Source organism: Mycobacterium sp. ZZG, assembly GCF_054786995.1.
The window spans coordinates 56,019-76,715 of sequence record NZ_JBTBFV010000001.1; the positions used below are offsets into that span (position 1 = coordinate 56,019).

Annotated in this window: 26 protein-coding genes and 1 pseudogene; 15 read left to right on the forward strand and 12 right to left on the reverse strand. The window is 69.0% G+C overall.

Going from position 1 to position 20,697, the window contains the following annotated elements; genetic code table 11:
* The first annotated feature begins 85 nt into the window (after positions 1-85).
* Positions 86-625, forward strand: coding sequence for an NlpC/P60 family protein (locus ACXMYJ_RS00305; protein WP_443188163.1), 540 nt, complete (start codon positions 86-88; stop codon positions 623-625).
* A 57-nt stretch (positions 626-682) separates the two neighbouring features.
* Positions 683-1,429, forward strand: a complete 747-nt coding sequence (gene yaaA / locus ACXMYJ_RS00310) for a peroxide stress protein YaaA (protein WP_443188164.1) — start codon at positions 683-685, stop codon at positions 1,427-1,429.
* A gap of 21 nt (positions 1,430-1,450) precedes the next feature.
* Here the strand turns inward: yaaA and ACXMYJ_RS00315 are convergent, their stop codons facing one another.
* A complete protein-coding gene (locus ACXMYJ_RS00315; protein ID WP_443188165.1) occupies positions 1,451-1,963 on the reverse strand; it encodes a hypothetical protein in 513 nt (170 codons plus the stop codon).
* 88 nt (positions 1,964-2,051) lie between these two features.
* Here ACXMYJ_RS00315 and ACXMYJ_RS00320 point away from each other — a divergent pair, with 88 nt between their 5' ends.
* The 3 genes from ACXMYJ_RS00320 to ACXMYJ_RS00330 all read left to right on the forward strand — a co-directional run bounded on the left by ACXMYJ_RS00320 (position 2,052) and on the right by ACXMYJ_RS00330 (position 3,720).
* Positions 2,052-2,294 (forward strand): hypothetical protein, encoded by a 243-nt coding sequence (locus ACXMYJ_RS00320; protein ID WP_443188166.1) that lies wholly within the window; start codon positions 2,052-2,054, stop codon positions 2,292-2,294.
* Between the two features lie 10 nt (positions 2,295-2,304).
* Positions 2,305-2,664: a hypothetical protein gene (locus ACXMYJ_RS00325; protein ID WP_460353139.1), complete on the forward strand. Its 360-nt coding sequence runs from the start codon at positions 2,305-2,307 to the stop codon at positions 2,662-2,664.
* A gap of 138 nt (positions 2,665-2,802) precedes the next feature.
* Positions 2,803-3,720 carry an alpha/beta fold hydrolase gene (locus ACXMYJ_RS00330; protein WP_460353142.1) on the forward strand — a complete coding sequence of 306 codons (918 nt, stop codon included), beginning with the start codon at positions 2,803-2,805 and terminating at the stop codon, positions 3,718-3,720.
* Between the two features lie 19 nt (positions 3,721-3,739).
* On the opposite strand, the gene ACXMYJ_RS00335 is transcribed toward ACXMYJ_RS00330, so the two are convergent.
* Genes ACXMYJ_RS00335 through ACXMYJ_RS00345 form a run of 3 tightly spaced genes read right to left on the reverse strand, consistent with a single transcriptional unit; the run spans position 3,740 to position 6,073 of the window.
* Entirely contained in the window at positions 3,740-3,964 is a 225-nt protein-coding gene (locus ACXMYJ_RS00335) for a hypothetical protein (RefSeq protein WP_460353144.1), read from the reverse strand.
* 50 nt (positions 3,965-4,014) lie between these two features.
* Positions 4,015-5,283: a competence/damage-inducible protein A gene (locus ACXMYJ_RS00340; protein WP_460353146.1), complete on the reverse strand. Its 1,269-nt coding sequence runs from the start codon at positions 5,281-5,283 to the stop codon at positions 4,015-4,017.
* A 43-nt stretch (positions 5,284-5,326) separates the two neighbouring features.
* A complete protein-coding gene (locus ACXMYJ_RS00345; RefSeq protein WP_460353148.1) occupies positions 5,327-6,073 on the reverse strand; it encodes a glucose 1-dehydrogenase in 747 nt (248 codons plus the stop codon).
* 80 nt (positions 6,074-6,153) lie between these two features.
* Here ACXMYJ_RS00345 and ACXMYJ_RS00350 point away from each other — a divergent pair, with 80 nt between their 5' ends.
* Complete coding sequence (locus ACXMYJ_RS00350) at positions 6,154-7,230, forward strand: NAD(P)H-dependent amine dehydrogenase family protein (protein ID WP_460353151.1); 1,077 nt, start codon at positions 6,154-6,156, stop codon at positions 7,228-7,230.
* Here ACXMYJ_RS00350 and ACXMYJ_RS00355 read toward each other — a convergent pair whose 3' ends face one another.
* Together ACXMYJ_RS00355 and ACXMYJ_RS00360 are read right to left on the reverse strand one after the other, a co-directional pair.
* Positions 7,231-7,677, reverse strand: coding sequence for an ATP-binding protein (locus ACXMYJ_RS00355; RefSeq protein WP_460353153.1), 447 nt, complete (start codon positions 7,675-7,677; stop codon positions 7,231-7,233).
* Positions 7,678-7,722: 45 nt separating this feature from the next.
* The gene (locus tag ACXMYJ_RS00360) at positions 7,723-8,106 is read right to left on the reverse strand and encodes an STAS domain-containing protein (RefSeq protein WP_460353155.1); all 384 of its coding nucleotides are present in this window, start codon (positions 8,104-8,106) and stop codon (positions 7,723-7,725) included.
* Between the two features lie 207 nt (positions 8,107-8,313).
* Between ACXMYJ_RS00360 and ACXMYJ_RS00365 the strand changes: the two genes are divergently transcribed.
* Together ACXMYJ_RS00365 and ACXMYJ_RS00370 are read left to right on the forward strand one after the other, a co-directional pair.
* A complete protein-coding gene (locus ACXMYJ_RS00365; protein WP_460353158.1) occupies positions 8,314-9,078 on the forward strand; it encodes an HAD family hydrolase in 765 nt (254 codons plus the stop codon).
* Positions 9,079-9,131: 53 nt separating this feature from the next.
* The gene (locus tag ACXMYJ_RS00370) at positions 9,132-10,262 is read left to right on the forward strand and encodes a nitronate monooxygenase (RefSeq protein WP_460353160.1); all 1,131 of its coding nucleotides are present in this window, start codon (positions 9,132-9,134) and stop codon (positions 10,260-10,262) included.
* Here ACXMYJ_RS00370 and ACXMYJ_RS00375 read toward each other — a convergent pair.
* Positions 10,259-10,402, reverse strand: a complete 144-nt coding sequence (locus tag ACXMYJ_RS00375) for a hypothetical protein (protein WP_443188171.1) — start codon at positions 10,400-10,402, stop codon at positions 10,259-10,261. The genes ACXMYJ_RS00370 and ACXMYJ_RS00375 overlap by 4 nt on opposite strands.
* Before the next feature lie 220 nt (positions 10,403-10,622).
* On the opposite strand from ACXMYJ_RS00375, the gene ACXMYJ_RS00380 reads away from it, so the two are divergent.
* Both ACXMYJ_RS00380 and ACXMYJ_RS00385 read left to right on the forward strand, forming a co-directional pair.
* Positions 10,623-11,204: a TetR/AcrR family transcriptional regulator gene (locus ACXMYJ_RS00380; protein WP_460353163.1), complete on the forward strand. Its 582-nt coding sequence runs from the start codon at positions 10,623-10,625 to the stop codon at positions 11,202-11,204.
* The gene (locus ACXMYJ_RS00385) at positions 11,201-13,447 is read left to right on the forward strand and encodes a molybdopterin-dependent oxidoreductase (protein WP_460353166.1); all 2,247 of its coding nucleotides are present in this window, start codon (positions 11,201-11,203) and stop codon (positions 13,445-13,447) included. The genes ACXMYJ_RS00380 and ACXMYJ_RS00385 overlap by 4 nt, the downstream gene beginning before the upstream one ends.
* Here ACXMYJ_RS00385 and ACXMYJ_RS00390 read toward each other — a convergent pair.
* Positions 13,444-13,926 (reverse strand): hypothetical protein, encoded by a 483-nt coding sequence (locus ACXMYJ_RS00390; protein WP_460353514.1) that lies wholly within the window; start codon positions 13,924-13,926, stop codon positions 13,444-13,446. The two genes, ACXMYJ_RS00385 and ACXMYJ_RS00390, sit on opposite strands and share 4 nt — an antisense overlap.
* A 158-nt stretch (positions 13,927-14,084) precedes the next feature.
* Here ACXMYJ_RS00390 and ACXMYJ_RS00395 point away from each other — a divergent pair, with 158 nt between their 5' ends.
* Positions 14,085-15,338 (forward strand): cytochrome P450, encoded by a 1,254-nt coding sequence (locus ACXMYJ_RS00395; protein ID WP_460353169.1) that lies wholly within the window; start codon positions 14,085-14,087, stop codon positions 15,336-15,338.
* On the opposite strand, the gene ACXMYJ_RS00400 is transcribed toward ACXMYJ_RS00395, so the two are convergent.
* A complete protein-coding gene (locus ACXMYJ_RS00400) occupies positions 15,335-16,663 on the reverse strand; it encodes an FAD-dependent oxidoreductase (protein WP_460353172.1) in 1,329 nt (442 codons plus the stop codon). The genes ACXMYJ_RS00395 and ACXMYJ_RS00400 overlap by 4 nt on opposite strands.
* A gap of 55 nt (positions 16,664-16,718) precedes the next feature.
* Between ACXMYJ_RS00400 and ACXMYJ_RS00405 the strand changes: the two genes are divergently transcribed.
* Positions 16,719-17,363: a TetR/AcrR family transcriptional regulator gene (locus ACXMYJ_RS00405; protein ID WP_443188176.1), complete on the forward strand. Its 645-nt coding sequence runs from the start codon at positions 16,719-16,721 to the stop codon at positions 17,361-17,363.
* Here the strand turns inward: ACXMYJ_RS00405 and ACXMYJ_RS00410 are convergent.
* On the reverse strand, positions 17,353-17,658 hold the full coding sequence (locus tag ACXMYJ_RS00410; protein ID WP_443188177.1) for a hypothetical protein: 306 nt from the start codon (positions 17,656-17,658) through the stop codon (positions 17,353-17,355). The two genes, ACXMYJ_RS00405 and ACXMYJ_RS00410, sit on opposite strands and share 11 nt — an antisense overlap.
* A 148-nt stretch (positions 17,659-17,806) precedes the next feature.
* Between ACXMYJ_RS00410 and ACXMYJ_RS00415 the strand changes: the two genes are divergently transcribed.
* The 3 genes and pseudogenes from ACXMYJ_RS00415 (at position 17,807) to ACXMYJ_RS00425 (ending at position 19,103) form a co-directional block, all read left to right on the forward strand.
* Positions 17,807-18,541, forward strand: coding sequence for a helix-turn-helix domain-containing protein (locus ACXMYJ_RS00415; protein WP_460353516.1), 735 nt, complete (start codon positions 17,807-17,809; stop codon positions 18,539-18,541).
* A gap of 17 nt (positions 18,542-18,558) precedes the next feature.
* Positions 18,559-18,666: pseudogene (locus tag ACXMYJ_RS00420) on the forward strand (peroxidase-related enzyme); the annotation flags it as partial.
* An 11-nt stretch (positions 18,667-18,677) separates the two neighbouring features.
* Positions 18,678-19,103 (forward strand): lipoprotein LpqH, encoded by a 426-nt coding sequence (locus ACXMYJ_RS00425; protein WP_260752810.1) that lies wholly within the window; start codon positions 18,678-18,680, stop codon positions 19,101-19,103.
* Positions 19,104-19,112: 9 nt separating this feature from the next.
* On the opposite strand, the gene ACXMYJ_RS00430 is transcribed toward ACXMYJ_RS00425, so the two are convergent.
* Both ACXMYJ_RS00430 and ACXMYJ_RS00435 read right to left on the reverse strand, forming a co-directional pair.
* A complete protein-coding gene (locus tag ACXMYJ_RS00430; protein ID WP_443188204.1) occupies positions 19,113-19,859 on the reverse strand; it encodes a L,D-transpeptidase in 747 nt (248 codons plus the stop codon).
* A gap of 123 nt (positions 19,860-19,982) precedes the next feature.
* Complete coding sequence (locus ACXMYJ_RS00435; protein WP_260752808.1) at positions 19,983-20,597, reverse strand: Pr6Pr family membrane protein; 615 nt, start codon at positions 20,595-20,597, stop codon at positions 19,983-19,985.
* Positions 20,598-20,697 lie beyond the last annotated feature (100 nt).

The window sequence follows — 20,697 nt, forward strand, 5'->3', positions numbered from 1 at the left end:
TGAGATGTGGGCCGATTGAACGTGTATTGTGCCTGCCGTCACAGATTTTGGGTGTATTAGAGACCCTCTGTTAACGTGCGTCCGCATGTTTGCCATCGCAACACTCTTGACGCTTGTCAGCCAGGTGTCGGGCACGCCGTACGTGTCCGGCGGGGACTCCCCCGCGGGCACCGACTGTTCGGGCCTGGTGTCCTGGGTGACCAATGCCGCCACCGGCAGGCCGGTCTATGGAGACAGGTTCCACACCGGCAACATCGAGAGCGCTCTGCTGGCCCGCGGCTTCCAGTACGGCAGCCAGCCCGGCGCGCTGGTGGTGGGTTGGAATGGTGGGCACACCGCGGTGACGCTGCCCGACGGCACGCCGGTGTCCTCGGGCGAGGGCGGCGGCGTGAAGGTCGGCGGCGGCGGCGCCTACCAGGACCAGTTCACCAATCACATGTTCCTGCCGATGCCGGCCGAGGTGCCGCCGGTTCCGGACCCGATGCTCGCCCCGCCGATGGCCCCGCCGCCGGCCGCCGTGCCGCCCCCGCCGATGGCCCCGCCGGGCGCCGTGCCGCCCCCGCCCCCGCCGGCGCAACCGGTGATGCTGGCCGGCCAGGAGATCGCGGCGCCGCCGGCACCGTGAGTCAGCGCACCGACACCCTGAGCCGGGACCGACGGCACGGGCACTAGCCTCTGTGCGGTGATCGTGCTGCTGCCGCCTTCGGAGACCAAGCGTTCCGGCGGGGACGGACCGCCGCTGTCGCTGGAGTCGATGAGCTCACCAGAGCTGCGTGGCCTCCGCGCCGAGCTCGTCGACGAACTGGTCGACCTGGCCGCCGATCGGCCTGCCAGCCGCAAGGCCCTCTCGATCTCGCCGTCCCAGGACGGCGAGATCGACCGCAACGCCGCGCTGCGGACCGCGCCGACGCTGCCGGCCATCCGGCGATACACCGGCGTGCTCTACGACGCACTGGATGCCGAATCGCTGAAGGGGGCGGCCGCAGCCCGCGCCGAGGCGAGGCTGGCCGTCGGATCTGCGTTGTTCGGGCTGCTGCGGGCCGGAGACCACATCCCGGCCTACCGGCTGTCGGCCGGTTCGAAGCTACCGGGACGCCCGACGCTGGCGGCCCGCTGGAAACCGGTGCTCGAACCCGTGCTCGCCGAGATCGCCGCAAATGAGTTGGTCGTCGACCTGCGGTCGGGGTCCTACGCCGCGCTGGGCAAGCTGCCCCACGCCGTATCAGTGGACGTGGTGGCCGAACACGACGACGGCCGGCGCACGACCGTCAGCCACTTCAACAAGGCACACAAGGGACGGCTGGCCCGCGTATTGGCGAGCACCCGTTCCGAGCCTGCCGATGCCGCGGCCGTCGCCGCGGTGGCCCGACGGGCCGACATGCGTGTCGAGCGTCACGGCGACCATCTGACGGTCGTGGTGCCCGCCTGACGAGAGTCGTTGCGGCAGAGGTTAGATCGAGATCACGAAGTCGGTGGTATAGAACTCCGCGGGGGTCTGCGACATCGGGCTCGGCCGGCTCACCGAAGCCCACACCCCGGTGGCGCCGGACGCGATCGGCCCGCGCACGCTGACCGCTCCCCCTCCTGCGGCGTCGGTGAACAGCGTCGCGGCGATCACCCCCGGGTCACCGGCACCGCAGCCTTCCGCGGAGGCTCGCGGCATTTGCACCACTCGGACCTCGTACTGCGCGTTCGGCGCACCGGTCGCCATCTGCAGGTCGGCCACCACAGTGCCGCCCTCGGTCCGGAACTGGCCGACGAGCCGACCGTAGGAGGTGGGCCCGGTGTAGGCGAACTTGCTGAAGTCGCACCGCCGCCACGTCTGACTGAACGGCGCCGTGATGGTGCCCGCCGACATGTCCGGCCGGGCCCCGGCGGTTCCGGACCCGCCCGGAATCACACCCAACCCGGAGGCGGCGACGACGGCGGCGACGGTGAGGGAGATTCTGTCCAGACGGCGCATCCGTGGATTCTCTCACCCCACCCGCGGGAGCGGACCACCTCGGCCCAACCGTTGACGTCCGAATGCCGACACGGGAGACTTCGCCCCGATGTCGACATTGTGGCTCTACGCGCGGATCCAGGGAATGACCCTGGTCTTCGGGATCGTCGGGCCCATCTTTCTCGTCGTGTATTTCGTGCTCCAGCCTGATCCCACCGTGCGCTGGATGTACTGGTGGGGTTTGCTCATCACCGCCGCCGACGTGCTGATCGCGCTTGCCATCACCGACTCGATGGTCAGTCGTCCTCGCGACCTCGCCGCGAATTCCGCCGCGCCGTCGTCGTCCCGGTGATACTGACGCGATGGGATACCCCGGATACCCGGTGCCCGCCGCTGCGCGGAGATCGGGCGCCGACATCGCGATCTCGATCGTGCTGCTGGTTCTCACGGTGCTCTTCGGCGCCGTCGCCGCGTTCTTCGGCCTGTTCTCACTGGCCTTCCTCGACCACTGCCCACCGCCGGCCTGCAGCATCGACGGTGCGGTGAACGCCGTGTTCACCTCTCTGCTGGGCGCCGCCGCCGTTGGTGTGACCGGACTCGTGGCGACCCTGGTGGCGTTGCTGCGCCGCAAGACCGCCTGGCCGTTCGCCGTCGGGACGTTCGTGCTGTGCGTGCTGGCGGTCGGCCTGGGCGTCGTCGGCTACTCCTCGGCAGTGGGCTGACCCGTGACAGAGAGGACACGGACGCTGCGAGACATCCGGGAACGACAAGGGCGCCGAGGACAGACCCACCACAGTCGGGTCATACCTGTTCGCCAGAGCCGATCAGGCGGCTGACTGAGGCGTGCGACACTTTCGCGCATGGCTGTCGACATCGCTCGCCCCAAACTCGAAGGCAAGGTCCTCGTCGGTTCGGATCGCCAGCTCGGATTCGCCGAGTTCGGCGACCCGCAGGGCCGGGCGATCTTCTGGCTGCACGGCACTCCCGGCGCCCGCCGCCAGATCCCGGTCGAGGCGCGGGTGTTCGCCGAACGCAACGGCATCCGGCTGATCGGCGTCGACCGCCCGGGCATCGGGTCGTCCACCCCGTACGAGTACCACCGGGTCATCGACTTCGCCGACGATCTGCGCACCGTCGCCGACACCCTGGGCATCGACAAGATGGAGATCATCGGCCTGTCCGGCGGCGGCCCCTACACGCTGGGATGCGCCGCCGCGATGCCGGACCGGGTGGTCGCGGTCGGTGTGCTCGGCGGGGTGGCCCCGACACAGGGTTCCGACGCCATCGGCGGCGGCATCATGGGCAATGTCGGTCTGCCCGTGGCGCCGGTGCTCGAACACGTCGGCACCCCGCTCAGCGTCGTCGCCACCGGGCTGATCCGGTTGATCAAGCCCGTCGCCGAGCCCGCGTTGTACCTGTACGCCAGCATCTCGCCCGAAGGTGACCGCCGGCTGCTGGTGCGCCCCGAGTTCAAAGCGATGTTCCTCGACGATCTGCTCAACGGAAGCCGACGTCAGCTGGCCGCGCCGTTCGCCGACGTCGTGGTGTTCGCGCGCGACTGGGGCTTCCGGCTCGACGAGGTCAAGGTGCCGGTGCGCTGGTGGCACGGCGACTGCGACCACATCGTGCCGTTCGCCCACGGCAAGCACGTCGTGTCGCTGCTGCCCGACGCGGAGTTCTACCCGTTGCCCGGCGAGAGCCACCTCGGCGGCCTGGGCGAGGCAGAAGCGATCATGCAGGCGATGAGCGACCTGTGGGACAACGCCGAAAAGCCCTAGCGTGGGTGCCGGCCGCGGCTCAGCGCTTGAGCCAGCCCCGCACCGTCGGCAGATCCTTGCTGTAGGTCTGCATGAGGTCGTCGTGGTACAGCGTGCCGCCGCTGATCGCGGAGTCGCCCTGCCACACCACGTGGATCCGCACGACGCCCTTGTCGAAGTAGTCGCTGCGATCGGCTACGCGGTGATTCCAGCCGGCCTGCTCGGCGAGCGCCGAGACCGCCTGCCGCTCGTCGGTGTCAACCATCGGTGAGTTCTCCAACTGTTTCGGGCGGGTTGTCCATGCTGTCGACCACCCTAGCGTTCACCGCTGAGCACCCTCCGGAGCAGATGCATCGCCACCGTCGTCGAGCGCTCCCGGACATCGGAACGGTTCCCGGGTAGCCGGGTGGTCCTGGTCAGCGGTGCGCCGTCGGCCAGAGCCACCGAGAAACACACGGTGCCGACGGGTTTGGCCTCACTTCCGCCGCCGGGTCCGGCGATACCCGTGATCGCCACGGCGGTGTCGGCCCCGAACCGGCGCAGCGCGCCGGCGGCCATCGCCTCGGCGACGGGCTCGGACACCGCGCCATGCTGGTTGATCAGCGCGGCGTCGACCCCCAGCAGTCCGATCTTGGCGGTGTTCGAGTACGCCACCACCCCGCCGGCGACGTACGCCGACGAGCCGGCACGTTCGGTCAGCCGGGCCGCCAGCAGTCCCGCGGTGCAGGATTCGGCGGTGGCGATGCTGCGCCCGTCAAGCAGCGCGGCCACCTGGTCGTCGACGAGAGCACCGTCGGTGGAGAAGATCTCGCGGGCGTGCCGGTCGCGCAGCACCGCGACCAGGTCGGCGTAGGCGGTCGCATCCTGGGGTTCGAAGCGGGTCACGATCTCCAGTTCGCCGCGCCGCAGGCAGGTCGTGATCTCCAGCCGGTCGAATCCGGGCACCGCGTTCTCGGCGTCGCGCAGTGTGTCGGCCAGCCCGGACTCGGGCAGGCCGAACATCCGGATCGTCTGCTGCTGGTAGCGGGTGCGGCCGGCGATCGCGTGCTGCACAGCATCGGTGGCGACAGCCGCCTGCCACATCGGCTGCAGTTCGCGGGGCGGGCCGGGCAGCACCACGACCGTCGGGGAGCCGGGGACGACGACTCCGGGCGCGGTGCCCACCGGGTCCAGGATCACCGCGCCCTGCGGTACGAGGGCCTGCTTGCGGTTGGCGGCCAGCACCGCCTCGGCGTCGATACCGGGGAACCGGGCCATCATGCCCGTGACGATGCCGCCGATCGTGGTTTCCAGCCCGGCGTCGAGCACGAGCTCGCGACCGCAGAACCGGGACACGGTCTCGACCGTCATGTCGTCGGCGGTCGGCCCGAGGCCTCCGCTCGTGATGATGAGGTCCACCCCTTGGGAGGCAAGGAAATTGAGCTGGGCTTCGATGTCGGGGGGACGGTCGCCGCACAGCGTGATGTGGCCCAGCTCGACACCGAGTTCGAGCAGCCGGTCGGCCAGCCAGGGACCGTTGCGGTCCTGTACTCGTCCAGTGAGGACCTCGGTCCCCGTCACCACGATTCCCGCGCGTGCGCTCACGAGAGACGACCTTACGCAGGCCCGGGTGTGGGCCTGCGGCGTGCTACTTGTGCGGGACGTCGTTGGTCAGGCCGCCGTCTATGACGTACTCGGCGCCGGTCGAGTACCGCGACTCGTCGCTGGCCAGGAACACCACGAACGTCGCGACCTCTTCGGGCTGGCCGGGCCTGCCCAGCGGGATGCGCAGCATGTTGTCCGGGAAATGCTTGGTCATCGGGGTGCGGATGAACCCGGGATGCACCGAGTTGACGCGGATGTTGTGCGCGCCGAGCTCCAGGGCCGCAGACTTCGTCAGACCGCGCACCGCCCACTTCGAGGCGACGTAGGGATGCACCATCACCGCCCCGCGCAGGCCCTCGATCGAGGAGATGTTGATGATCGACCCGCCGTCGGCGGTCTTCATCGCCTCCACCGACGCCTGCATCCCCAGGAACGTCCCGGTCAGGTTCACGTCGATGACCTTCTGCCACTTGGCCATGTCGAACTGGCCGATCTGCCCCAGAGCGACCGTGCCGGCGTTGTTGACGAGCACGTTGAGCTTGCCGAAGTCGTTGACGGCGGTGGCGACCGCTGCCTCCCACTGGTCGGCCTGGGTCACATCGAGATGGACGTAGCGAATCGAATCCGGTGTCTCGGCGTTGATCTCGTCGGCCAGCGCCTGCCCCTTGTCGTCGAGGATGTCCCCGATCACCACCTTGGCACCCTCGGCGATCAGCGCCCGTGCGTCGGCGGCGCCCATTCCCTGAGCGCCGCCACTGATCAGTGCCACTTTTCCGTCCACGCGTCCCATGGGGCGTCAGGGTACCGCACGCCGCGGAGATGAATTAGAACCTGTTCCAATTTTCCATCGGAGCCCGCATACTGCTGCGCATGGCAATTCGTGTGGGGCTCATCGGAACCGGCAACTGCGGCAGCCTGGCCCTGCGTCAGCTCATCGAGGATGCGCGGTTCGAGCTGACCGGGGTCTGGGTGTCCTCGGAGGCCAAGGTGGGCAAGGACGCCGGCGAGCTGGCCCGGCTGGACGTCACCACCGGTGTGTCCGCGGTCAACGACCTCGACGAGATCATCGCGGCCGCACCGGACTGCGTCGTGTACTGCGCGATGGCTGACATCCGCACCCGCGAGGCCCTCGCCGACGTCCGCCGCCTCCTCGAGGCGGGCATCAACGTCGTAGGCTCCGCTCCCGGCGTACTGGAGTACCCGTGGGGCGTGATTCCCGACCACTCCATCGAACGGGTGGAAGCCTCTGCGCGCCAAGGCAATGCGAGCGTCTTCATCACCGGCGTCGACCCCGGCTTCGTCACCGACCTGCTGCCGCTGGCGCTGGCAGGCACCTGCCAGAGAATCGAACAGATCCGGACGATGGAGATCGCCGACTACGCCACCTACGACGGCGCGACGGTGATGTTCGACGTGATGGGTTTCGGGAACGAGATCGGCGACCTGCCTTTCCTGTACCAGCCCGGCATGCTGAGCCTGGCGTGGGGCGTGGGCATCCGTCAGCTGGCCGCCGGACTGGGTATCGAGGTCGACGAGATCACCGACTCGGTCGAGCAGGAACCGGCGCCGGAGGACTTCGACGTCGCGGTCGGCACCATCAAGAAGGGCACCGTGGCCGCCGTGCGGTTCCTGATCGAAGGCAAGGTCGAGGGGCGATCGGCGGTGGTCGTCGAACACATCACCCGGCTGCGCGGGGATCTGCGTCCGGACTGGGCGCAACCCGCCCAGGCCGGCGGGTCGTACCGCGTCGAGATCACCGGCGAACCGTCCTATGTGATGGACATCTGCCCGACGAGCCGCAACGGCGACCACAACTACGCAGCGATCCTCGCGGCGGCCGGCCGGATCGTCAACGCGATCCCGGACGTCGTCGCCGCCGAGCCGGGGATCCGCAGCACGCTGGACCTTCCGCTGGTCACCGGCAAGGGCACCTACCGGGCGTCCTGATCAGCTCCGGCTGACGTCGCGCCACTCGAGCCGGACGGTGGTTCCGCCGGCCGAGGGTTCGATCGTCGCGCAGTCGGACAGCGTCTCCATCAGCGGAATGCCCCGGCCGCGGGTGCGGGGGGCGGGCTCGGTCTGGCGCTTCCGCCAGATGCCGCGGTCTTCGATGCACACCGTCAGCGTCTGTGCCTGCGGATCGTGGCTTGCGCGGATGTCGATGGTGCCGGGCTGGTCGGACTGGACGTAGGCGAACTCCGCGGCGTTCGCCAGTGCTTCGTTGATCGCGAGCACCACGTCGCTGGTACGGACGTCATCGAGCGCGAAGAACTGGCGCAACCATTCGGAGAACTCCTGACGCACCCGCGCGACCGCGCCAGCATCAGCGTCGAGGCCGAACCGCTCGAAACGTTCGGCATTGGCTACCTGCGCCGGAGGCATGGAATCGATCATGGCAGTCGCTGGCTACCCCACAAAGCTTCTTCTTAAGCGGGCTTCCTACGTGTCGCGCGCGGCGAGGGCTTCGTCGAGGTTCGGGTAGAGCGCGACGATGTCGGCGATGCCGACCAGCTTGAGCGGCCGGCTCGTCGCCGGACCGTCTGCGACCACGCTGATCGTCACGTCGGAGCCGGCCTTGTCGTGTGCGGCCACGAGCACGCCCATGCCTGCGGAGGCGAGGAACTCGACCTCGGTGAAGTCGATCACCACCGCGGCGGGCTGCTGCTTGAGGGCGGCATCGATAGCCGTCTCCAACTGGGGCGAGGTGAGCATGTCGACGACCCCGGACACACCGACGACGGCCGTTCGATCGACCCAGTGTTCAGTGACGACACAATTCGACGCTCCCGCGCCGCCCGTGCCTTCGGCTGCTTGTTCGTCCAAGGTTCACCTTCCATGTCAGGCCGCTCTTCGCATACTGCGAGAGCACATCAGTGCTTCTCACGCAGGCTGCATCCTGAACCCGGCAAGACCAAACTACCGTGGTCGGCTGCTGCAGCGACCAGGCCACAGATTAAACCAGGAGTGAGGGCGCCGCCCGTAGCATGGCTTGTCAGCACCCGTGCGACCCCGTGATATGAGGAGCGGAATGTGACCGCCGACGCCGCGACTCCGGTGGACCCGGTCGCCGACATCGCCGCTTCCGCGCCCGGGCCGCAGGTCGGGGCGTTCTTCGATCTCGACGGCACGCTTGTCGACGGGTTCACCGCCACGGCGCATGCCGGCGACCGGATCCGGCGCCGTCAGGCCCGTATCGGCGAGGTCACCGGAGTCATCGAGGCCGCGATGCGCTACAAGATCGGTCGGGTCAACTTCGGGAAACTGCTGGAGCGCGCCGCCGGGTACCTGCGGGGTGAACCGCTGGCCGACCTCGACGTCGTGGGTGAGCGTCTGTTCTCCGAGCGGGTCAGGTCCCGGGTCTTCCCGGTGATGCACGAGATCGTGCTGGCCCATCAGCGCCGCGGCCACACGGTGGTGCTCAGCTCCTCGGCGTTGACCATCCACGCCGAACCGGTCGCCCGCTATCTGGAGATCGATCACGTGCTGTGCAATCACTTCGAGCTCGACGGGCAGGGCCGGCTCACCGGCCGCATCGCCCGGCCGGTGATCTGGGGCAGACAGAAGGCAGCCGCGGTGGTGCGGTTCTGCGCCAGCGGCGGGGTCGACCTGGCGCGAAGCTACTTCTATGCCGACGGCAACGAGGACATCGCGCTGATGTCGCTGGTGGGCCACCCGCGGCCGGTGAATCCGCGCCGGGAACTCGCGGCGGTGGCCGTGGAGCGGGGTTGGCCGGTGCTGCGGGTCAGCACGCCGGGAAAGGGCAACACGGGCGGCCTGCTCGGTGTACTAAAGTAGAACACGTTTCAGTTTTGACCTTTTGTGTCCCCATGGCCATACAGGAGCCAACTATGCATACTCCCCTGTGCGATCAGCTCGGCATCGAGTTCCCGATCTTCGCGTTCACCCACTGCCGAGATGTGGTCGTCGCGGTCAGCAAGGCGGGGGGCTTCGGCGTGCTGGGCGCGGTGGGCTTCACGCCCGAGCAGCTGGAGATCGAGCTCAACTGGATCGACGAGAACATCGGCGACCACCCCTACGGCGTCGACATCGTGATCCCTAACAAGTACGAGGGCATGGATTCCAACATGTCCGCCGAGGAACTGAAGTCGACGCTGAACGCGCTCGTCCCGCAAGAGCACCTCGACTTCGCCAAGAAGATCCTGGCCGACCACGGGGTGCCCACCGACGACAGCGACGACAACGCCCTGCAGCTGCTCGGTTGGACCGAGGCCACGGCCACCCCTCAGGTCGAGGTCGCGCTGCGGCACCCGAAGATGACACTGATCGCCAACGCGCTCGGCACGCCGCCCAAGGACATGATCGAGCACATCCACGCCGAGGGCCGCAAAGTCGCCGCGCTGTGCGGCTCGCCGTCGCAGGCCCGCAAGCATGCCGACGCCGGGGTGGACATCATCATCGCCCAGGGCGGTGAGGCCGGCGGGCACAGCGGTGAGGTCGGCTCGATCGTGCTGTGGCCGCAGGTCGTGAAGGAGGTGGCGCCGGTTCCGGTGCTCGCCGCCGGCGGTATCGGCAGTGGGCAGCAGATCGCCGCGGCGCTGGCGCTCGGCGCGAAGGGCGCATGGACCGGTTCGCAGTGGGTGATGGTCGAGGAGTCGGAGAACACCGCAGTCCAGCACGCCGCCTACGCGAAGGCGACCAGCCGCGACACCGTCCGCAGCCGGTCGTTCACCGGCAAACCGGCACGGATGCTGCGCAACGACTGGACCGAGGCGTGGGAAGATCCGAACAACCCGAAGCCGCTCGGAATGCCGTTGCAGTACATGGTTTCCGGGATGGCCGTGGCCGCGACGCACAAGTACCCGAACGAGACCGTCGACGTCGCGTTCAACCCGATCGGCCAGGTCGTCGGTCAGTTCACCAAGGTCGAGAAGACCGCGACAGTGATCGAGCGCTGGGTGCAGGAGTATTTGGAGGCCACCAACACGCTCAATGAGCTCAACGAGGCCGCCAGCGTTTAGCAGATCGCCGGCGCGAGGTGTTGGCCGGTGAGAGTGCACGCCGAATCGGCCAATTCGCGTGGGGTGCCCGCGAAGACGATGCGGCCACCGTCGTGGCCCGCCCCTGGACTCAGCTCGATGATCCAGTCCGCGTGGGCCATGGCCGGCCGAGCGTGAGATAGCCCAGCCCGACATCGGACATCCGGTCCAGGATCGGCCGTTGAGCGATTTGGTGCCGTCGTAGGGGGCGTTCAGGTCGATGTCGTTGATCGCCCCCCGGGCCGAGCCGGTGACGGCAACCCGGGAATCTACGGACGGGCTATACGGGCGTCCCGGGATTATGTAGAGTTGCATACATAGCCGGGTGAAAGGGGCCGCGTCGTGACGACTCCCCGCGAGCGGATGATCATCTCCGCTGCTTTGTTGATCAGGGAGCGCGGCGCGCACCCGACCGCCATCGCCGACGTGCTCGAGCACAGCGGCGCGCCGCGCGGTTCGGCCTACCACTACTTTCCCGGCGGCCGCACCCAGCTGCTCTGCGAGGCGGTCGACTACGCGGCCGACTTCATGGCGGACCGACTGGCGCAGGCGTCTTCGGGCCGTGAAGCGCTGGACAGGCTTTTCGACGATTACCGGAAACTACTGCGCGACAGCGACTTCCGGGCAGGTTGTCCTGTCGTCGCTGTCGCCGTGGAGGCCGGTGATCCGGGCAAGCCCGACCAGTCGGCGCCGGTGATCGAGCGTGCCGCGGCGGCTTTCGACCGCTGGCGCGAGGTGATCAGGCAGCGTCTGATCGCCGACGGTGTGGACAAGGAGAATGCCGCCGCACTGGCCATGCTCGTGCTCGCCTCATTCGAGGGCGCCCTCGTCGTCGCGCGCGCCTCACGCGATGTGCAACCGCTGACTCTGGTCCAGGAACAACTGCGCCAGGTGATCGGTGCGCAGACGGGTGGGCGGAAGTGACGAGCGGCCGGGACGGTGAATGGCATCCCAGCGCGTGCATCCTGTGCGAGTGCAACTGCGGCATCGTGGTTCAGGTCGAGGACCGGTCGCTGGTCCGCATCCGCGGCGACAAGAGCCATCCGGCCTCGCGCGGCTACACCTGCAACAAGGCGCTACGGCTGGATCACTACCAGAACAGCCGCAACCGGCTTACGTCGCCGATGCGGCGCAGGCCGGACGGCACGTATGAGGAGATCGACTGGGACACCGCGATTTCCGAGGTCGCCGCGGGCTTCCGCGCGATCGCTGACACGCACGGCGGCGACAAGATCCTCTACTACGGGGGCGGCGGGCAGGGTAACCACCTGGGCGGCGCCTACAGCGGCGCGTTCCTCAAGGCACTGGGCTCGCACTACCGCTCCAACGCGCTGGCCCAGGAGAAGACCGGGGAGCACTGGGTCGACGCACAGTTCTACGGCGGGCACACCCGCGGCGAATTCGAGCACGCCGAGGTCGCGGTGTTCGTCGGCAAGAACCCGTGGATGTCCCAGAGCTTTCCGCGGGCCCGCGTGGTGCTCCACGAGATCGCCAAGGACCCGGCTCGGTCGATGATCGTGATCGATCCGGTGGTCACCGAAACCGCGAAGTTGGCCGATTACCACCTGCGGGTCCGGCCCGGCACCGACGCGTGGTGTCTGGCCGCGCTGGCCGCGGTGCTGGTGCAGGAGAACCTGTGCGACGAAGCCTTCCTGGCCGCGCACGTCACCGGCGGCGACGCGGTGCGCGAGGTGCTCGCCGAGGTGCCGGTCTCCGACTACGCCCGGCGCTGCGGCGTCGACGAGGAACTGCTGCGCTCGGCCGCACGCCGGATAGCCGGAGCCGCCGGCGTCGCGGTGTTCGAAGACCTCGGAATCCAGCAGTCACCGAACAGCACCCTGTGCTCGTACCTGAACAAGATGCTGTGGATCCTGACCGGCAATTTCGCCAAACGCGGTGCGCAGCACCTTCATTCGTCGTTCACGCCATTGTTCCGACCCGGCGGGGTAGGCCGCACCCCGGTAACCGGCGCCCCGATCATCGGCGGGCTGATTCCCAGCAACGTCATTCCCGAGGAGATCGTCACCGACCATCCGGACCGGTTCCGCGCGATGATCGTCGAGAGCAGTAACCCGGCGCATTCGGTCGCCGACTCGGCCGCCGTCGCAACGGCTCTGGGCCGGCTGGAACTGATCGTGGTCATCGACGTGGCGATGACCGAGACCGCACGGCTGGCACACTACGTGCTTCCCGCGGCGACTCAGTTCGAGAAGCCGGAGGCGACGTTCTTCAACCTCGAGTTCCCGCACAACACCTTCCATCTGCGGCACCGGCTGATGGAGCCGATGTCCGGCACCCTGCCCGAACCCGAGATCTGGGCCCGGCTGACGCGGGCCCTGGGCGTCGTCGACGATGCCGAATTGGCGCCGCTGCGCCGCGCCGCCGAACAGGGACGCCCGGCGTTCACCGAGGCGTTCCTGGCCGCGGTCGGGGCCAACCCGGGGCTGGGCAAGGTGCTGCCGTTCGTGTTGTACGAGACGCTCGGGCCGACTCTGCCCGACGGACTGGCCGGCGCCGCCGCGTTGTGGGGTCTGGCCCAGAAGGCCGCGATGACCTATCCCGACGCGGTGCGGCGGGCCGGCCACGCGGACGGCAACGCGCTGTTCGACGCGATTCTCGAAGGCCGGTCGGGGGTGACGTTCACCGTCCACGACTACGAGGACGACTTCGCGTTGATCACCCACCCCGACCGCAAGATCGCGATCGAGATCCCGGAACTGCTCGCCGACGTCCGGGCGCTGGCCGCGGCGCCGGCCGAGCTGACCTCACCCGACTACCCCATCGTGTTGTCGGCCGGGGAACGGCGGGCGGACACGGCCAACGACATCATGCGCGACCCGGCCTGGCGCCAGCGCGATGCCGACGGCGCTCTGCGGATCAGCGTCGCCGACGCGTCGGCACTGGGGTTGCGAGACGGCGACCGCGTGCGGATCACCACCGCCGCGGGCAGCGCGGAGGGCACCGTCGAGATCAGCGACGCGATGCTGGCCGGTCATGCGTCCTTACCCAATGGCTACGGCGTCGACTTCGCCGACGGGGACGGTGGCGTGGTGACCCCGGGTGTCGCGCCGAACGCGCTGACCTCCACCGGCTGGCGTGACACGTACGCCGGGACGCCGTGGCACAAGCATGTGCCGGCGCGGCTGGAGAAAGTGCTGTCGGGCTAAGGGGCGACCGGTGCGGGCGCTACCGGTACCGCGGCGGGTGCGGGGGCCGCGGCGGGAGGCGCCGCAGGCTGCGGGCCCGCGGGCATGCCCATCGGCGCCGACGAGCTCAACGGACGCTGCGTCAGCAGCAGCAGCGCGTTGCTCCCGCTGACTTCCTGGGTCTGCATCGCATGCCAGAGGTCGCGCAGGTAACCCAGCCGCGACTGCTGCGTCGGAGTGGTCGACGTACCCGGCGGCAGGTTCTCCGGACTGGCCAGGTGGGGCACGCCCTCAGCGGCGGGGGCGGCGGCGAGCGGAACCACCGCGGCTTCGGCCGGCGGGGGTGACGGCATCGGGGCAGGCGCGGGTGCGGGCGCCGGCGCGGGAACCGGCGGTGGTGCTGCCGGGTCGGCGGCAGCCGACGGTGCGGCTGCGAGCAGTGTCGCAACCGCTGCCGCCCCGATGATGGACGCGGTCTTTGCGTGGAAACCGAACCTCACGATGCACCCTCCCGGTTTCTTCATGGTCACAGGATCCATCCGCCTTCGCAGCGGATTCGTTACAGGAGGGACGGATTTTCTTCGCTCATCTGCGCTCGCCGTAACCGACCGGTGGTGTAGCAATGAGGTACCGCCAATTGACGTTTAGGAGCCAATGTATGGCGACTCCCACGCTCCCGCCCGGATTCGACTTCACCGACCCCGACCTGAACCGCGAGCGTCTGCCTGTGGAGGAACTCGCCGAACTGCGCCGCTGCGCCCCGATCTGGTGGAACGCGCAGACCTCCGGCGGCGCGGGTCCCTTCGGCGACGGCGGCTACTGGGTAGTGACCAAACACAAAGACGTCAAGGAGATCTCCAAGCGCAGCGACGTGTTCTCCAGCCAGGAGAAGACCGCACTGCCGCGCTACCCGGAGGGTTCTACCGGCGAGCAGGTGGAGACCGGAAGTCTGGTGCTGCTCAACATGGATGCGCCACGGCACACCCACCTCCGCAAGATCATCTCGCGCGGATTCACGCCCCGTGCGGTCGAACGTCTGCGCGAGGACCTCGACCAGCGCGCGCAGCGCATCGCCAAGGGCGCGGCGGCCGCCGGAGTCGGCGACTTCGTCGAACAGGTGTCCTGCGAGCTGCCCTTGCAGGCCATCGCCGGTCTGCTGGGCGTGCCTCTGGAAGACCGCAAGAAGCTCTTCGACTGGTCCAATCAGATGGTCAGCGACGACGACCCTGAGTTCGCCCATCACGACAACCGCAATGCCGCAACCGAATTGATCATGTATGCGATGCAGCTGGCCGCGGCCCGGGCCGAGCATCCCGGCGAGGACATCGTCACCACGCTGATCGAGGCTGACGTCGACGGACACAAGCTGACCGACGACGAGTTCGGCTTCTTCATGGTGCTGCTGGCTGTCGCAGGCAACGAGACCACGCGCAACTCGATCACCCACGGCATGATCGCGTTCACCGAGCACCCCGACCAGTGGGAGTTGTTCAAACGCGAGCGCCCCACCACCGCCGTCGACGAGATCGTGCGCTGGGCCACCCCGGTCACCTCGTTCCAGCGCACCGCGCTGCAGGACTACGAACTGTCCGGCGTGCAGATCAAGAAGGGGCAGCGCGTAGTCATGTCGTACCGGTCGGCGAACTTCGACGAGGAGGTCTTCGACGACCCGTTCAGGTTCGACATCCTGCGCGATCCGAACCCGCACGTCGGCTTCGGCGGCACCGGTGCGCACTACTGCATCGGCGCCAACCTGGCGCGGATGACCATCGAGCTGATGTTCAACGCGATCGCCGACCACTTGCCCGATCTCACCTCGGCCGGCCCTCCCGACCGGCTGCGGTCCGGTTGGCTCAACGGGATCAAGCACTGGCAGGTCGACTACTCGGGCGGCTGCCCGGTGGCGCACTAGACCGTGGCCAGCGTCCGGCTGCCGACGGTGACGCACAACTGAGCCAGTTGTTGTCGGTCGGGACCCTCGGCCACCGGGGGTCGCCAGCCGGCGGCGTAGACGGCGCGGGCCCCCTCCCGCACCGCGTCCAGACTCGACGGCAGCGCAGTCATCTGCTCGTACCCGCGGACGGCCGGCCGCAGCGCCGGGTCGGCCACGGCCGCAGCGACCACCAGGTCCGAGGGCAGCGGCCTTCCCAGATCCACATCGCCACCGGCCCACCGCCGCATCCGGTCATCGTCGCAGTGCACATGGTCGACGAACCACGGACGCACCTCGGCGGCGCACCACCGGGCGAACTGCACCGTGGCGGCCGGGACGTCGTCTGCAGCCAGCGCGCGCACCAGCGCCTGTGCCTGGCGGAACGCCAGCGTGACGCCTCTGCCGGCCAACGGCGTCGTGGTACAGACGGAGTCTCCGACGGCGATCAGCCCGGGAACGGCGGGACGGCCGTCCACGCCGAGTGGGGAACGGAAGGTGTTGTGCACGCGGCCGCCGACGAGCACCGGGGTCAGCGGCTGCGCGCGACTCGGGTCGATCCAATCGGCGAGCATCGGGATCGCCTCGGCCGCGGCGTCATAGACCCGACGGTGCCGCAGAAGTCGCAGCCGGTCATCGGTGCCGGCGTGGGTGATCGTGACCGAGAAGATCCCGGCCTCGTGGAGGAACACCACCGCGAAATATCCGGCCAGTTGCAGCGACAGACCGACCGGCGAGTTCACCGGGCCCGGCGCGGCGCCGTCGGCCAGCCGGTACTGCCTGCTGACGTACGTCGCGCCACACGGTCGCACCTCCCCGGCGCCGAACAGCGCGCGCATCACCCGGCTCGACCGCCCGGACGCGTCGATGACCAGGTCGGCCGTCAGGCGCCGGCCCCCCGCATCGACAGCGGCCACTCGTCCGGAGTCGCGCAACACCCCGTCGACGTGACAACCGGGCAGCAGCGTCAGCCCGGGTTCGGCCAGCGCGACGTCGCGCAGTGCCCGTTCGAACGTCACCCGCCGGATGCGCAGGGCAGCCGGGGCGCCGCCCGGGTCGGTCTCGACCGAGGCCCCGACGCGCAGCATTGCCTGCAGGGCATCGGGGATCTCCGCTTGCAGCGCGTCGACCACCGGCCCGCGGAACGTGTGGGGGTGGTCGAACTGCATGACCCCCCTGCGCGGCCAGCCGCCGTCCCGGCCGGGGCCGGCGTCGCGCTCGACGACGGTGACGTGCCCACCTCGACGGGCCAGTGCGACTGCGGTGAACAGGCCGGCCGGTCCCGCGCCGACGACGACTATGCGCATCGTGCCTCATTTCAGGTAGCATCGTATGTAATGAATACACTGAGGGTCACTCCAAATGGGTGAGGATGTCAAGCGCAGGTATCGGTCGGATCTGCGCGCCGCGCAGGCGCGCGGCACCCGGCGCCGGATCGTCGCCTCGGCGGCCGAGTTGTTCGTCGCCACCGGCTACGGAGGCACCTCGGTCGACGCGATCGCTACGGCGGCCGGGGTGAGCCGTAAGACGGTGTTCTCCGCGGTCGGCGGCAAAGCCGAACTACTCTCGGCGGCACTGAACTTCGCCATCGCCGGAGACGACGAGCCGCTGCCGTTGGCCGAGCGGCCCGAGGTGGCCGCGCTGCTGGAGCTGGACGATGCCCGTGCTCTGCTGACCGCGTGGGCACGGATGATCGCCGACATCGACACGCGGGTCTCAGCGCTGTTCGCCGCGCTGGAGGCCGCGGCGTCGGAGGACGACAGCGCGCGGGAGCTGTTGGAGAAGCTGCACGCCCAGCGTCGCGCCGGCGCCCGTGCGGTGGTCGATGCGCTGACCGCGCGGGATGCGCTACAGGCCGGGTTGAGTCGTTCGGCCGCAATCGATCTGGCGTGTCTGTTCAGCGATCCCGCGATGCACCGTCATCTCGTTGCCGGCCATGGCTGGTCCGGGAGCCGCTTCGAGAGCTGGCTGGCCGCGACACTCGCCCACCAACTGCTCACCGGGTGAGCTTCGGGTAATCCAGCAGCGAACGCCAGTAGTCCTCCGGGATCTCGGCGTCGGAGCGGAGCACCATGGCCAGACCCGTGGCCATCGCGACACCGAGCAGGCCCAGCCACAGCCCGGCCAGCGCGATGAACACCCACAGCGCAGCGGTCAGTGCCGGCCACGGAGACACCAGCGCCAGCACCGGCGCGAAGAAGAATCCGGTACCGATGTACCAGGACGACCCGGCGCGGTCGCAGATCAGCACGAAGCGCAACCACCGGGGAATCGGGTCGGCGTTCGGGTGTGCGGTTGTCATGTCGCTCGCCTCCTCGGGTGCCTACCTTCACCGTGCGCCCAGGGAGGTAACCACCGCAATTACCTCGGAGGTCATGGCCCGGCCGCGCAGCACCGGTCAAACTGAAGAAGTGACCACTGTCGAGCGGCCGGCTCCGTTCGGGGCGCTGATGCGTGAATGGCGGCGTAGGCGCCGGCTCAGCCAGCTCGATCTCGCGCTGGCCGCCGGCGTATCCGCGCGCCACGTCAGCTTCATCGAGACAGGCCGCTCCTCACCGAGCCGGGCGATGGTGCTGCGGCTGGCCACGGCTCTCGGTGTGCCGCAACGAGAACAGAACCGGCTGTTCGTCGCCGCGGGCCTGGCCCCGGTGTACGCCGAGCGCTCTCTGGACGCGCCCGAGATGGTCGCGGTGCGGGACGGGGTGCGCAGGGTGCTCACCGCCTACGAGCCGTACCCGTGCGTGGTGGTCGACCGTGGCTGGTGGATCCTGCAGGCGAACGCAGGGGCCGGCGTGCTGCTCGACGGCGTGGCGCCGGAGCTGCTCGAGCGGCCCAATGCGCTGCGCATCGCGCTGCACCCCGGCGGGCTGGCCCCCCGCATAAGCAACCTCGGGCAGTGGCGGACCCACCTCGTCGAGCGGCTCCGCCGCGAGGTCGGCAGCGCCGGAGATGCAGAACTCGGTGAGCTGTTGTGTGAAATCGAGTCCTATCCCGGAGGTTTCGAGGACTCCCTCGACCTCGGCGGCGTCGCCGTGCCGCTGGAGCTGGAGGCCGCGGACGGCCGGGTGCTGAGGTTTCTGAGCACGGTCACCACATTCGGCACCGCCCTCGACCTCACGGCGGCCGAGCTGAGCATCGAAGCGTTCCTGCCCGCCGACGACGCCACCGCCGCCGCATTGCGTTGACTCCACCCCGTTCATGCCTCGCGGCGTTCATCGGCGCCACCAACCGCATCGGGATCGCACTGTCGGTACCACCCAATCCCGAATACACCGGCATTCCGGCCGGGAACGGGCGGTCGAGCGAATAGAGTCGGGCGCCATGGGGACTCGACACTTCATGGCGACCGTCGTCGGCGGCGTCGCGGTACTCGGCGTGGCCGGCTGCGCGACACCCGAGCCGGCCCTGGGCGGTACCACGGCGACCGTGACGATCGACGGCAACGACACCGGCGGCGCGCAGGCCGTGCAATGCCGGCAGACCGGATGGTCGTGGTACATCGAGACCCCGGGGGAAGAGAACGGCTTCACCGCGGTGCTGTCGACCGACGGCGATCTCACCGCCGAGTCCGTCGAATTCCGCGGCGTCGGCGGTTTCAGTGGCACGTTCTGGAGCGACAACATCGGCCAGGCGGAGGTCAGCGGCAACAACGGGCGTTACACGATCACCGGAAAGGCCGACGGGGCGTTCGACGACAAGCCCAGCGACGCCGTCACCGCAGACTTCCGGATTCAGACCAACTGCTGACCGGGATCCTCAGGCCTGCACGATGATCGGGTCGCCGACCCGGACGGTGTCGAAATACCACGCGGCGTTGTCGGGGCTGAGGTTGATGCAGCCGTGGCTGACGTTCGCATAGCCCTGGGATCCGACCGACCACGGTGCGGAGTGGACGTACACGCCACCCCAGGTCACCCGGACGCCGTACTCCCCCTTGATCAGGTAGCCCTCGGGATCGTCGAGAGGGATGCCGATCGTGCGGGAGTCGAAGGTGACGTTGCGCTGCTTCTCCAGCGCGGTGAACCGGCCGGTGGGCGTCGGGAACTTCGATTTGCCCATCGATGCCGGCATCCGGCGCGCCACCTCACCGTCGATGCTGACCGTGAACGAGTAGTCGCCGATGTCGGCCACGCTGACGACCGACGATCCGGTCTGGAAGCTCGTCGTGAAGCCGCCCACCGTGACCGAGATCGGCGTATGGGCGGGGAAGAAGTCAGTGGGTGTCCACTCCAAGACTCGGTCGTCGAGCCAGGTGAAGGATCCGGACGCCGGGACCGGCGACCCGGCCGGGACCACGGCCACAGACCGTTCCGCGGCCGACCTGTTCGGCACCTCCCCGGCGAACCTGACGGTGACCGGATGCGCGACGCCGACGGTCTGGCCGGGCGCGGGGGTCACCCCGGCGACCCGCGTTCCGGCGGTTGACCCGGCATTGCCCGCGGGAAGCGGCCCGAGCAGCGAGCCGCCCGTGAGCAGCGCAGCGCACCCGAGCGCGCTCACCATTTGCTGCAGACGACGTCTCAGCACGTTGCCATCCTAATTGGTCGTGGCGGGTGCCGCGGCCGAACACGAGCTCGGCAAACGACAACTGTCTCCCCTTCTATCGGTCCCGCAGGCGGCGATGTTTCAGGCCCGGGCCTCGGACGCCGCGCGGTTGAGCGCCAGCAGCGTGTATCCCAGTGCGAGCACGCACGCCGACAGCGCGGCGACGTTCATCGCCACCGTGGCGGTGCCCACGCTGTCCGGATCGAGGAAGTAATAGGGCGGGCGCCGGCCGGCATCGTTGAGCACCAGCAGGGCCAGCGCGAGATATGCCGCCGGATACGTCAGCCACGCCACCGGCTGCCACCACGCCATCGGGATCGCGCCGCGACCGACGAGCAGCCAGTCACCGAGCACCAGCACCGGGACCGCGACGTGCAGGAGGAAGTTCGCCGGCGTGTACCCCATGCTGTGCTCGGTCAACAGGAGGTTCCAGATCACCCCGGCCATGACGACATACAGCACCACCGCGCCCCGCAGCCCGATCCGACTGTCGGCCCGCGGTGAGCACAGAGTCCACAGGTAGTATCCGGCGGCCAGCAGATTGGCCTGGTAGGTGAACGTGATCAGCCGCCATCCCACTCCCCGGGTGGAGGTCAGTTCCACCAGCAGCAGCGCGGCCGCGACACAGCCGACGATCGCCAGCCTGAGAACGGTGCGCACGAGCGACGGGTGCGTGGGGGCGACGGGGAGGCTCATTCCCGCCAGGATATGACTTGCGGCAGCGGCAGCAGCCGCGGAGAGCAGCGCGACCCGGCCACGGCCGGCCGGCGGACCTGCCCGGTACGCCCTGCGCTCG